The 12,464-nt window shown below is 72.0% G+C and carries 11 protein-coding genes; 9 read left to right on the top strand and 2 right to left on the bottom strand.

Annotated elements, in window-relative coordinates; all coding sequences use genetic code 11:
- The coding region (locus ABD208_RS20115; protein WP_344106549.1) for a hypothetical protein at positions 1 to 717 on the top strand (717 nt) is incomplete at its 5' end.
- A gap of 41 nt (positions 718 to 758) precedes the next feature.
- Here ABD208_RS20115 and ABD208_RS20110 read toward each other — a convergent pair.
- Positions 759 to 1,196: an Lrp/AsnC family transcriptional regulator gene (locus tag ABD208_RS20110; RefSeq protein ID WP_344106547.1), complete on the bottom strand. Its 438-nt coding sequence runs from the start codon at positions 1,194 to 1,196 to the stop codon at positions 759 to 761.
- 290 nt (positions 1,197 to 1,486) lie between these two features.
- Between ABD208_RS20110 and tig the strand changes: the two genes are divergently transcribed.
- The 7 genes from tig (at position 1,487) to ABD208_RS20075 (ending at position 8,649) form a co-directional block, all read left to right on the top strand.
- Positions 1,487 to 2,872: a trigger factor gene (gene tig / locus ABD208_RS20105; RefSeq protein ID WP_344106545.1), complete on the top strand. Its 1,386-nt coding sequence runs from the start codon at positions 1,487 to 1,489 to the stop codon at positions 2,870 to 2,872.
- A 244-nt stretch (positions 2,873 to 3,116) separates the two neighbouring features.
- Positions 3,117 to 3,752, top strand: a complete 636-nt coding sequence (locus tag ABD208_RS20100) for an ATP-dependent Clp protease proteolytic subunit (RefSeq protein WP_344106543.1) — start codon at positions 3,117 to 3,119, stop codon at positions 3,750 to 3,752.
- A gap of 35 nt (positions 3,753 to 3,787) precedes the next feature.
- The gene (locus ABD208_RS20095) at positions 3,788 to 4,507 is read left to right on the top strand and encodes an ATP-dependent Clp protease proteolytic subunit (RefSeq protein WP_344106542.1); all 720 of its coding nucleotides are present in this window, start codon (positions 3,788 to 3,790) and stop codon (positions 4,505 to 4,507) included.
- Between the two features lie 250 nt (positions 4,508 to 4,757).
- Positions 4,758 to 6,035 carry an ATP-dependent Clp protease ATP-binding subunit ClpX gene (clpX, locus tag ABD208_RS20090; protein WP_344106540.1) on the top strand — a complete coding sequence of 426 codons (1,278 nt, stop codon included), beginning with the start codon at positions 4,758 to 4,760 and terminating at the stop codon, positions 6,033 to 6,035.
- A 116-nt stretch (positions 6,036 to 6,151) separates the two neighbouring features.
- On the top strand, positions 6,152 to 6,496 hold the full coding sequence (locus ABD208_RS20085) for a chorismate mutase (protein ID WP_344106538.1): 345 nt from the start codon (positions 6,152 to 6,154) through the stop codon (positions 6,494 to 6,496).
- A gap of 140 nt (positions 6,497 to 6,636) precedes the next feature.
- On the top strand, positions 6,637 to 7,851 hold the full coding sequence (locus ABD208_RS20080; RefSeq protein WP_344106536.1) for a baeRF2 domain-containing protein: 1,215 nt from the start codon (positions 6,637 to 6,639) through the stop codon (positions 7,849 to 7,851).
- Positions 7,852 to 8,109: 258 nt separating this feature from the next.
- Positions 8,110 to 8,649 (top strand): DUF1877 family protein, encoded by a 540-nt coding sequence (locus tag ABD208_RS20075; protein WP_344106534.1) that lies wholly within the window; start codon positions 8,110 to 8,112, stop codon positions 8,647 to 8,649.
- Between the two features lie 42 nt (positions 8,650 to 8,691).
- Here ABD208_RS20075 and valS read toward each other — a convergent pair whose 3' ends face one another.
- Positions 8,692 to 11,457, bottom strand: coding sequence for a valine--tRNA ligase (valS, locus tag ABD208_RS20070; protein ID WP_344106532.1), 2,766 nt, complete (start codon positions 11,455 to 11,457; stop codon positions 8,692 to 8,694).
- A gap of 108 nt (positions 11,458 to 11,565) precedes the next feature.
- Here valS and cofE point away from each other — a divergent pair, with 108 nt between their 5' ends.
- Positions 11,566 to 12,360, top strand: a complete 795-nt coding sequence (gene cofE / locus ABD208_RS20065; RefSeq protein WP_344106530.1) for a coenzyme F420-0:L-glutamate ligase — start codon at positions 11,566 to 11,568, stop codon at positions 12,358 to 12,360.
- The last annotated feature ends 104 nt before the right edge of the window (positions 12,361 to 12,464 follow it).

Below are 12,464 nucleotides of genomic sequence, written 5' to 3'. Positions count from 1 at the left end.
GCGCCGCCGTCGCCGACGACGACGCCGTCGTCCGCCCCCTCCGGCGGGCCGCCGGCCTGGGCGACGTCGCCGGGCTGGTCGCCGGCGCCGGACGCGGTCGCGGAGCCCGGCCGGCGTCAGGAGGCCGGGCCGCGCAGCTTCGCCGCCGGTTCGGCGCGGCTGCCGGAGAGCGTCGAGGTCGGCGAGGAGATCACCGCCCAGGCCGTGGGCTTCAGCCCGAGCCCGCAGGCGGTGACCTGCACGTGGAGCGTCGGGGGCATCGAGCGGCAGAACCTCGGGTCGTGCACGTACGTCGTCGCGCTCGCCGACGTCGGCAGCGTCATCCAGGCCCGCGTCACCGCCACGCGGGACGGCTACGAGAGGCGGTCCGAGCTGACCGGCTTCACGGCGCCCGTGCCGCGGCCGCGGGTCCGCACGCCGAGGTGCGAGATCACGCTCTGGGAGGCGGAGCGGTCGAGCCGGTGGGGCGACGCGTCGTGCCGGGTCGACCAGGATCCGGAGGTCACCTACGAGTGGCGCTGGCGCGACCTGGACACCGGCGAGGTCGTCGGCGAGGCGGAGGTGCAGACGCAGGACCGGGTCTGGGTGCGGTCCGAGCACGAGGGGCACGCCATCCGGTGCACGGTCACGGCCCGGCGCGACGGGTACGCGAGCGGCGAATGGGTCGCCGAGGCCAGGATCCCGGAGCCGGGCGGGCTGGAGGTGGCCGGCGGGTGAGGCCCGGCTGGTGAGGGCCGGCCCGGGCGCCGCCGGGGCCGTCACGCCTCCGGGCGGTCCACCACGCGCGACATGACCAGCGACGTGCGGGTCTTGACGATGTGGGACGCGTTGCGGATCCGCTCCACCGTGCGCTCGATGCTCGCCATGTCCGGCGCCACGACGTGGACGATCGCGTCGGCGTCGCCCGTCACCGTCGCGACCCGGACCACCTCCGGGATGGGCGACAGCTCCCGCCGCAGCACCGCGGGCGAGACGATGCCGTCGCAGAAGATCTCGACGTAGCCCTCCAGGGTCCAGCCCATCGCGGCCGGCTTGACGTGCACGGTGAAGCCCGTGATCTCGCCCCGCGCCAGCATGAGGTCGACGCGGCGCTTGACCGCCGGGGCGGACAGGCCCACGGCGTTGCCGACCTCCTGGTACGTCGCGCGACCGTCCTTCAGGAGGTGCTCGACGATCTGCCGGTTGAGCTCGTCCATGAGCGCATCGTGCGCGGTGCGGGCGGGACGTGCAAACCCGGCGCGGGGCGCCCGCTCGTGGTCGTTCCCGGCGTCGTCCCGTCGTGACCGCCGGGCGGTGTCCGCCGCGCCGCCCGGCCGCTGCCCGTTGCGTTCGGCAGGATCCGGGTTCGGGCGTAGGATGGCTGGGATTGCCGTGCATCTCTCGCACGATTCTGCATCTCGCGCCCGCCAGGTGGCTTCCGCCGTCGTACCGCGACCGCCTCCGGCTCCCGGGTGAGCGCACCCCCGATCATCTGGAGACCAACGAAGTGAAGAGCGCCGTCGAGACCCTGGAGCCCACCAAGGTCAAGCTGACTGTCGAGGTGGACTACGACGAGCTCAGGCCGAGCATCGACCACGCCTACCAGCACATCGCGGAGCAGGTGAACATCCCCGGCTTCCGCAAGGGCAAGGTCCCGCCGCGGATCATCGACCAGCGCGTCGGCTGGGGCGCCGTCGTCGAGCACGCCGTGAACGACGGGCTGAACGACTTCTACCGGCAGGCGGTCGCCGAGAACGAGCTGCGCCCGCTGGCGCAGCCGTCGGTCGACGTCACCGAGGTCCCGGCCAAGGCCGGCGAGGGCCAGCTGAAGTTCACCGCCGACGTCGAGGTGCGCCCCGAGCTCGACCTGCCGGAGCTCGACACGATCGACCTCGTGGTCGACCCGTCCGAGGTGAGCGACGAGGACGTCACCGAGCGTCTCGACGCGCTGCGCGAGCGCTTCGGCACGCTGGTCGGCGTGGACCGCCCGGCCGCCGAGGGCGACTACGTCGTCCTGGACCTGTCCGCCAAGATCGGCGACGAGGAGGTCGACTCGGTCTCGGGCGTGTCGTACCAGATCGGCTCGGGCAACATGCTCGAGGGCCTGGACGAGGCCCTGACGGGCCTGTCGGCGGAGGAGACCACGACGTTCAAGGCGCCGCTCGCCGGCGGCGAGCACGAGGGCCAGGAGGCGGACGTCACCGTCACCGCGAGCAGCGTCAAGCAGCGTGACCTGCCCGAGGCCGACGACGACTTCGCGCAGCTCGCCTCCGAGTTCGACACGCTGGACGAGCTCAAGGAGGACCTGCGCGGCCAGGCCGCCGAGGGCAAGACGTCGGACCAGGCCGTGGCCGCCCGCGACGCGCTGCTGGAGAAGCTGCTCGAGGCCGTCGAGGTCCCGGTGCCGACCGGTGTCGTCGAGGCCGAGGTGCACCGTCACCTGGAGAACGAGAGCCGCCTCGAGGACGACGAGCACCGCGCCGAGGTCACCGTGGACGCGACCAAGGCGATCAAGAACCAGATCCTGCTGGACACGCTGGCCGAGAAGCTCGAGGTCAAGGTCGGCCAGGGCGAGCTCGTCGAGTACCTGGTGAGCATGTCGCGCCAGTACGGCATGGAGCCGCAGGAGTTCATCAAGACCCTCGAGCAGGGCGGCCAGATCCCCGCGATGGTCGGCGAGGTCGCGCGGTCCAAGGCGCTGGCCGTGGCGCTGCGCAAGATCGAGGTCAAGGACTCGGCGGGCAACGTCGTCGACCTGTCGCAGTTCATCGGCTCGGACGAGCTCGACGAGCAGCAGTCCGCGCTGGAGCAGGCGATGGCCGAGGCGCAGGCCGCGGCGGACGCCGAGGCCGACGCCCCGCAGGACACGACGGAGCAGCCCGCCAAGGCCTGACCCCACGGCCGGTCGCAGGACGCACGACGGCGCCCGGGAGCCTCTCGCAGGAGGGTGCCCCGGGCGCCGTCGTTTCCTCGCGGGAGCCCTGGGGAAACCCCGGGGATTACGCCCACGGCAGCGCCCGTGCGCTGTCGGCGAAAAGGGGCTCGGCAGGGGAGTTGGGGCGTGGTCCGGCGCGTTAGGGTCGATCGACAAGCTTGAGCAGGATGCCGGAACATTCGGAACATTCAAGGAGTGGGACGTGAACGATCTGCTGCGGACGGACGCCGGGCCGGTGGCACGAGCGGAGGGCGCGGGCTTCGGCCTGAACGACTCGATCTACAACCGGCTCCTCAAGGAGCGCATCATCTGGCTCGGCTCGGAGGTGCGTGACGACAACGCCAACGCGATCTGCGCGCAGATGATGCTCCTGGCCGCCGAGGACCCGGAAAAGGACATCTGGCTGTACATCAACTCGCCGGGCGGCTCGATCACCGCCGGTATGGCGATCTACGACACGATGCAGTTCGTGCAGCCCGACGTGGCGACCGTGGCGATGGGCATGGCGGCCTCGATGGGCCAGTTCCTGCTCAGCTCGGGCGCCAAGGGCAAGCGCTACGCGACGCCGCACGCCCGCGTGATGATGCACCAGCCGTCGGGCGGCATCGGTGGCACGGCCACCGACGTGCGGATCAACGCGGAGCTGATCATGCACATGAAGCGGGTGCTCGCCGAGCTCACCGCCGAGCAGACCGGTCACACGCTCGAGCAGGTCAGCAAGGACAGCGACCGCGACAAGTGGTTCACGGCGCCCGAGGCCCTCGAGTACGGCTTCATCGACCACGTCGTGGAGTCCGCGAGCCTGGCCGGCGGCGGCGGCATGAACAGCGCGTCCTGACGCGCCCCATACTTCGAGGATCGAGGAGACCCACAGTGAGCCCTGAAGCCCAGTTCATGGCGGCCGCCGAACGCCTGGCCGGTTCGTACGCCCGCCCCACGGCATCCGCAGGTTTCGGCGTGCCGTACACGGGAGCGCCGTCGAGCCGCTACGTGCTGCCGCAGTTCGAGGAGCGCACCGCCTACGGGTTCAAGCGCCAGGACCCGTACACCAAGCTGTTCGAGGACCGCATCATCTTCCTGGGCGTCCAGGTCGACGACGCCTCGGCGGACGACGTGATGGCGCAGCTGCTGGTCCTGGAGTCCCAGGACCCGGACCGCGACATCATCCTGTACATCAACTCGCCGGGTGGTTCGTTCACGGCGATGACGGCGCTGTACGACACGATGCAGTACGTCAAGCCGCAGATCCAGACCGTCTGCCTCGGGCAGGCGGCGTCGGCCGCGGCGGTGCTGCTCGCCGCGGGCCAGCCGGGCAAGCGCCTGGCGCTGCCGAACGCGCGCGTGCTGATCCACCAGCCCGCGATGGAGGGCGGCGGCTACGCGCAGGCGTCCGACATCGAGATCCACGCGAACGAGCTCATCCGGATGCGCGAGTGGCTGGAGCAGGCCCTGTCGACGCACTCCGGCAAGTCGCTCGACGAGGTGCGCAACGACATCGAGCGCGACAAGATCCTGACCGCCACCGAGGCGAAGAACTACGGCCTCGTGGACCAGGTCCTGGAGTCGCGCAAGGTCCAGGTCGTCACGCGGTGACACCTGCGGTGGCCGGGCCCGCCCGGCACGGGCCCGGCCACCGCGAGCGGCACGGCGGAAGATGCTGTCCGAAAAACGAGACACGCCGTCGAAATCATGGCAATGTTGCGGGTGCGAGCCAGAATCACATCTGTGCGACGCACCGCTCGACCGGCTGACAACCGGCCCTCCGGTGGTGTGCAATGGGAAGCAGGATCGCCCGACCAGAGCCCGGACGCTCGGATGAGCGCAGGAGCGAGGAGACGAATACGTGGCGCGTATCGGTGACGGCGCTGAGCTGCTGAAGTGCAACTTCTGCGGCAAGTCCCAGAAGCAGGTCATCAAGCTGATCGCGGGCCCGGGCGTCTATATCTGCAACGAGTGCATCGAGCTGTGCAACGAGATCATCGACGAGGAGATGAACGAGTCGGCCGAGGTCGGGCTGACCGAGTTGCCCAAGCCCCGGGAGATCTTCGACTTCCTCGAGCAGTACATCATCGGTCAGGAGTCCGCCAAGCGGGCCCTGGCCGTCGCGGTCTACAACCACTACAAGCGGATCCAGGCGAGCAGCGGGCCCAAGGCGCCCGGCAGCCAGGACGACATGGACCACGTCGAGATCGCGAAGTCGAACATCCTGCTCATCGGGCCCACGGGCACGGGCAAGACGTACCTCGCGCAGACGCTCGCCAAGATGCTCAACGTGCCGTTCGCCATCGCGGACGCCACGGCCCTGACCGAGGCCGGCTACGTGGGCGAGGACGTCGAGAACATCCTCCTGAAACTCATCCAGGCCGCCGACTTCGACGTGAAGAAGGCCGAGACCGGGATCATCTACATCGACGAGGTCGACAAGGTGGCCCGCAAGGCGGAGAACCCCTCGATCACGCGCGACGTGTCCGGCGAGGGCGTGCAGCAGGCGCTGCTGAAGATCATCGAGGGCACGAGCGCCTCGGTCCCGCCGCAGGGCGGGCGCAAGCACCCGCACCAGGAGTTCATCCAGATCGACACGACGAACGTGCTGTTCATCGTGGCCGGGGCCTTCGCGGGCCTCGACGACATCGTCGCCTCCCGCTCCCGCAAGCGCGGCATCGGGTTCGCCGCGCCGATGGAGACCGGGGGCGACGAGGACCTCTTCGCCGAGGTGCGCCCCGAGGACCTGCAGAAGTACGGCCTGATCCCCGAGTTCATCGGCCGCCTGCCCGTGGTCGCGTCGGTCTCGCCGCTCGACCGCGACGCGCTCGTGCGCATCCTCACCGAGCCGCGCAACGCGCTCGTCAAGCAGTACCAGCGCATGTTCCAGATCGACGGCGTCGAGCTCGAGTTCGACGACGGCGCCGTGCAGGCGATCGCGGATCAGGCGCTGCTGCGCGGCACCGGCGCGCGCGGCCTGCGCGCGATCATGGAAGAGGTGCTCCAGCAGGTCATGTTCGACGTCCCGAGCCGGGACGACGTCGAGCGCGTCCTGATCTCGCGCGACGTGGTGCTGGAGAACGTCAACCCGACGGTGGTGCCGCGGCGCACGCCGGTGCGGCGCCAGAAGTCGGCCTGAGCGCGGGCGCGGGGGACGCCCGCACGGGTGCGACGAGGGTTGCCGGCCGCCCGCCGAAGTTTCCCGGAGTACGGCGACCGGGCGACCGGCGGCGCCGCCCGCGTTAGCCTCGTGCCATGACCTCGGAATCCACCCCGTCGACGATGCCGCAGGAGATCCACGCGCTGCGCGCGAGCATCGACAACATCGACGCGGCCCTCGTGCACCTGCTCGCGGAACGGTTCAAGCTGACCCGTCAGGTGGGTCAGTTCAAGGCGGTCGGGAACATGCCGCCGGCCGACCCGACGCGGGACGCGCAGCAGATCGACCGGCTGACGCGGATCGCCGAGTCCTCGGGCCTCGACCCGGACTTCGCCGTGCAGTTCCGCCAGTTCATCGTGAGCGAGGTCATCCGCCAGCACGAGCTCATCGCGCGCCGGCACGCGGGCGAGGAGATCCCGGAGCTGGACACCTACGCTTGAAGAGCCGCTGAGTAGGGCGGCGGTGCCGGGGGCACGCGGGCGCCGGCGGCCGGCTCACCGGGACGACGCCGTTGGGGTGGCGAAAGCCGGGTGATCGGCGGAGGCTGGAGGGATCGAGTGATCACCCCCAGGAGGCCGGAATGAAGATCGACTGGCTCAAGCCGCTCCTCGGACACCCGGGGCCCTTCGCCACCCTGTACCTCGACGCGACGCCGTCGGACAAGGCCGCGGACCGCGACGTCGCGAACCGCTGGCGGGCGGCGCGCAAGGACCTCGTCGCGCAGGGCGCACCCCAGGACGTCCTCGACGCCGTCGAGGAGGTGGTGGACCGCCCGACGTGGGTGGCGGGCCCGCACGGGCGGGTCGTCGTCGCCGACGGGACGGGGGTCCTGGTGGACCGGGTGCTGCACGAGCCGCCGACCTCCACGAAGGCGAGGTGGTCGCCGGTCCCCGAGCTGGTCCAGACGATCCGGGCCGCGGACGAGTCGGTCGAGCTGCTCATGGTCACGATCGACCGGCAGGGCGCCGACTTCATGCGGGCGGGCTTCGCCGGGCGGTCGTACGAGGTGTACACGGCCCCGCACGACGAGATCGCCAAGGTGGCCTCGCCGGGCACCTCCCAGACCCGGATCGAGTCCCGTGCGGAGGACTCGTGGGGCCGCAACGCGGACGCGATCGCGGCGGAGGTGGAGCGCCGCGTCGACGCGACGCACCCCGAGCTGGTGATCCTCACCGGGGACGTGCGGGCGGTCTCCCTGGTGCACGAGCGCCTGCACCGGCCGGTCGCCGAGTGCTGCGTCGAGGTGCCCGGGGGAGCGCGGCGCGGGGCGGCGTCGAACGGTGGCGGGAGCTTCACGGACCGCGTCTCCGAGGCCCTCGACAGCTTCCGCGAGCGGCGGCGCGAGCGGGTCCTCGCCCAGCTGCGCCAGGGGCTCGGGCGCGACGAGGGAGCCGTCTCGTCGGTGGGCGACGTCGTCGCGGTGCTGGCCCGGGGGCAGGTCGCCGAGCTCGTGTTCGCCGAGGAGTACGGCAACGGCGGCGGGCAGATGAACGGGCGCACGCTGTGGGTGGGCCCCGAGCCGGTGCACATCGCGCCGGCGCGCGAGGACCTGGAGGCCCTGGGCGTCGGACCGGACGGCATCCGGGAGCTCCCGGCCGTGGTGGCGCTGGTCAGGGCCGCCATCGGGCAGGACGCGGGGCTGACCTTCGCGCCCGAGGGGTCGGTCGGTGCCGGCCACTCCGGGATCCCCGACGGCGTGGCCGCCACGCTGCGCTGGCACGACGGCGAGACGCCGCACGAGGTGGCCGCCACCATGTCCGGGGACGACGTACGGCTCCGCGGGGACCGCGTGTAGGCGGACGCGGACGCGGGCCGGCTCCTGGGCCCACGGGGGGCTGACGCCGCCTTCAGGGTGCGGAAGGCCGCGGCCGCCGTCGGCCCCTGGCCCACGGGAGCCGACCCTTAAGTCCGGTGTATGTCGTGCGAAGCCTCTTCGCGTTCCCTGATGAATGTGAAGTTCTCGTAAAGACTGTCGGCGTTCGGTGATGTTGCGATGGGTAAGGTCGTTATGCCGGGCCCGTCCGGTGGTGGTTCCTCGCTAGCGTGCCCGGCCATGGGGAATCACGAGGGGAACACACCGAGCCTGACCGCGGTGCTGAGCGGGGTCCAGTGCGAGTACGCACGACTCGGCGCGGCCGACACGGACCGGGCTGCCACGGACCGCGACTGGGTTGCCGCCCGGGTGGAAGCGCTTGCAGACGAATGGGTCGAGCGAGACGTGCCGCCCGGCGAGGCCCGGTACTTCACGATCGGCCTCGCCTGGGGCGGTCTGCACGGCCTGCTGCGTGAGCACGGCGGCCTCGGGATCGATGTGGTGCAGGGCGGCGAACCGCTGGACGTCCCGGGTGCGTTCGGGACCGCCCGTCTGCTGCCGGCCGGTGACGTCGCCGCCGCGGCGGACTTCCTCACCGCGACGCCGTTCGACGACCTCGCGCCGCACTACGACGTCGCCGTCTGCGAGGGCTGCCCGGCCCCGGCGGAGCACCCGCAGGAGGAGCGTCTGGAGACGCTCGCGACCGCCTACGCCGACCTGGCCCAGTTCTTCGGGGCCGCGGCCGGCGCGGGCGACGCCGTGGTGCTGATGCTGAACTGAGCGGGACCGGGCCGCCGCACGGCGGCCCGGCCCGGCCCGGGGTCAGCCCTTCTTGCGGGGCTCGGGTTCGCCCAGCTCGACGTCCGAGGTCACCATGCCGCCCTGGACGGACGGGTCGCCCTGGCCCTCGGCGGTCTCGACCACGGTGAGGGTGCCGGTGACGCGGCCCGCGGCGCGCACGTCGCCGATCGCGGACTCGACCGCCGCGAGGTCCGCGGCGGGCACCGCGAGGGTGGCCGCCAGGACCGGGGCCTTCATCGACGTCTTGGCCTCGGACTTCACCTTGCGGATGGCGGCCAGGGCGTTGCCGGCCGCCGTGAGCCGGCCGGGCTGCGCGCCGGACGCGGCGGCGAGCAGCGGCTCGGCCGTGGGCCAGGCGGCGCGGTGCACCGAGCCCTCGCGCCACCAGGACCACACCTCTTCCGTGGCGAACGGGAGGTAGGGGGCCAGCAGCCGGAGCAGGGCGTCCAGGGCGATCGCCAGGGCCGTGCGCGCCGAGGCGGTGCCGGCCGGGACGCCGGTCGCGCCCGCGCCCTCGCCGTAGGCGCGGTCCTTGACGAGCTCCAGGTAGTCGTCGCAGAACGTCCAGAAGAACGTCTCCGTGACCTCGAGCGCACGCGTGTGGTCGTAGGCCTCGAACGCGGCGGTCGCCTGGTCGACGACGCCCGCCAGGCCCGCGAGCATCGCGCGGTCCAGGTCGACGGTGACGGCGGCCGGGTCCAGCAGGACCTCGCCCTCGCCCGAGTCGGGGTCCAGCCCGAACGACAGCGCGAACTTCGACGCGTTCAGGACCTTGATCGCCAGGCGGCGGCCGATCTTCATCTGGCCGACCTCGAACGCGGCGTCCGCGCCGAGCCGGGCGGCGGCGGCCCAGTACCGGACGGCGTCCGAGCCGTGCTCCACGAGCAGGTCCATCGGCGTGACGACGTTGCCCTTCGACTTGGACATCTTCTTGCGGTCCGGGTCGAGGATCCAGCCGCTGATCGCCGCGTTCTTCCAGGGCAGCGTGCCGTTCTCGAGGTGCGCGCGCACCACGGTGGAGAACAGCCACGTGCGGATGATGTCCTGGCCCTGCGGGCGCAGGTCCATCGGGAACACCCGCTGCCACAGGTCCTCGTCGCGCTCCCAGCCGCCCACGATCTGCGGCGTGAGCGACGACGTCGCCCAGGTGTCCATGACGTCCGCGTCGCCCGCGAAGCCGCCGGCCTGACCGCGCTGCTCCTCGGTGTACCCGGCCGGGGCCTGCGAGGTCGGGTCCACGGGGAGCTGGTCCTCGGACGGCACGATCGGGTGCTCGTGGTCGATCTCGCCCGAGTCCAGCACCGGGTACCACAGCGGGATCGGCACGCCGAAGAACCGCTGGCGGCTGATCAGCCAGTCGCCGTTCAGGCCGCCCACCCAGTTCTCGTAGCGCACGCGCATGTGGTCGGGGTGGAAGTCGAGTTCCTTGCCGCGGGCCAGGAGCTCGTTGCGCAGGCCCTCGTCGCGGCCGCCGTTGCGGATGTACCACTGGCGCGAGGTCACGATCTCCAGCGGCTTGTCGCCCTTCTCGTAGAAGTTCGCCTTGCGCTGGGTCGCCACCGGCTCGCCGTCGAGGTCACCCGAGGCCCGCAGCGCGTCGACGATCGCCTTGCGCGCGCTGAACGTCGTCATCCCGGCGATCTCGCCGAACAGCGCCTCGCCCGCGCCGTCGGCGATCCACGCGGGGACCTCGCGGGTGATCCGGCCGTCCCGCTGCACGATCGACCGCATGGGCAGCTGCAGCTCGCGCCACCACTGCACGTCGGTGAGGTCACCGAAGGTGCAGCACATCGCGATGCCCGCGCCCTTGTCCGGCTCGGCGGCGTGGTGCGCGAGCACCGGCACCTCCACGCCGAACAGCGGCGAGGTCACCGTCGTGCCGAACAGGTGCTGGTACCGCTCGTCGTCCGGGTGGGCGATGAGCGCCACCACGGCCGGGATCAGCTCCGGGCGCGTGGTCTCGATGAACACCTTCTCGCCGTCCGGCCGGGCGAAGGCCACCTTGTGGTAGTGACCGGGGTAGTCCCGCGCCTCCAGCTCCGCCTGCGCCACCGCGGTCTGGAACGTCACGTCCCACAGCCCCGGCGCCTCGGCCTGGTAGGCCTCGCCGCGGGCGAGGTTGCGCACGAACGCCTTCTGCGCCGTGGCGATCGAGCTCGCGCCGATCGTCTGGTACGTCTGCGCCCAGTCCACGGACAGGCCGAGCCGGCGCCAGAGCTCCTCGAACTTCTGCTCGTCCTCGGTCGTCAGGCGCTCGCACAGCTCGATGAAGTTGCGCCGGCTCACCGGCACCTGGTCCGCCGGCTTGACGTTCTTGCCGTCGGTGCCCTGGTGCGGGGGCTCGAAGCCGTCCACGTAGGGGAGCGAGGGGTCGCAGCGCACGCCGTAGTAGTTCTGCACGCGGCGCTCGGTGGGCAGGCCGTTGTCGTCCCAGCCCATCGGGTAGAACACCTCGTACCCGCGCATGCGCTTGTACCGCGCCAGGACGTCGGTGTGCGTGTAGGAGAACACGTGGCCCACGTGCAGCGAGCCCGACGCCGTCGGCGGCGGGGTGTCGATCGAGAAGATCTCCTCGCGCGTCCTCGAACGGTCGAACGCGAACGTGCCCTCGGCGCTCCAGCGCTCGTTCAGCTTGTCCTCCAGCCCGTCCGCGCTCACGCGGTCGGGTACCCCCTTGACCACCGCGCGTACGACGTCGGCACCGGCTACCGCGGGGGCAGGGGTTGTCGTGGCGTTGGTGGTGGTCGCGGCCGGGTCCGTGTGCCCGCCGGGGATCGGAGTACTCATGCGTCAAGTGTCCCAGATCCGCGCACGACGGGCGTGCCGTCATCCACAGCCGGCGACGAACGTCACGGCCGCGTGACGGCCGGGAGATCCCCGGGAGAGAATGCCGCCATGCATCGCCTCACCATCTGGGCGCCCGAGGGGCTGCCGGAGATCGTCGCCGGCACGGACCTCGGCGTCGCGATCGGGGACCTGCTCGCCGCCCAGGAGCCCGCCGACCGGCCGGCCGAGGGCGACGTCGTCGTCGTGACCTCGAAGATCGTGTCGAAGGCCGAGGGGCAGGTCGTCGCCGCCGCGGACCGTGAGCAGGCGATCACCGACGAGACCGTGCGTGTCGTCGCCACCCGCGAACGGCCCGACGGGCCGCCGCTGCGGATCGTGGAGAACCGGCTCGGCCTCGTCATGGCCGCCGCCGGGGTCGACGCCTCCAACACGCCCGAGGGCACGGTCCTCCTGCTGCCGAAGGACCCCGACGCGTCCGCGCGCGCCCTCCGCGCCGCCCTGCGCGCCCGCTTCGGCCTGGACCGCCTCGGCGTCGTGGTCACGGACACCGCCGGGCGCCCGTGGCGGGCCGCGCTCGTCGACATCGCGATCGGCGCCGCGGGCATCGCGCCCGCCGACGACCTGCGCGGCGGCACCGACACCCACGGCCGCCCCCTGAACGTCACGGTCACCGCGGTCGTCGACGAGATCGCCTCGGCCACGGAGCTCGTGCGCGGCAAGGCGACGGGCCGCGCCGTCGCCGTCGTGCGCGGCGCGGACCGGCACCTGTCCGACGACGACGGGCCGGGCGCCGCCACCCTCGTCCGCACCGGCCCGGAGGACCTCTTCCGCGAGGGCTCCCGCGAGGCCTACGACCGCGGCCGCGCCGACGCCCTCAAGCCCCTCGGGCACGCCGCGACGTAAGAGATCGCGGCGAGGCATGCAGTCGGCTCGCCGTCGGGGGAGGTCGGTCCGATGTCGAGGAGTCGGTCCCTCGAGGGGCCGACCGCACTGACAGGTGACCGACT

The organism is Myceligenerans crystallogenes (assembly GCF_039529775.1).
GTDB classification, from domain to species: Bacteria; Actinomycetota; Actinomycetes; order Actinomycetales; family Cellulomonadaceae; genus Myceligenerans; species Myceligenerans crystallogenes.
This window is presented reverse-complemented; position numbering and strand designations above follow the sequence as displayed.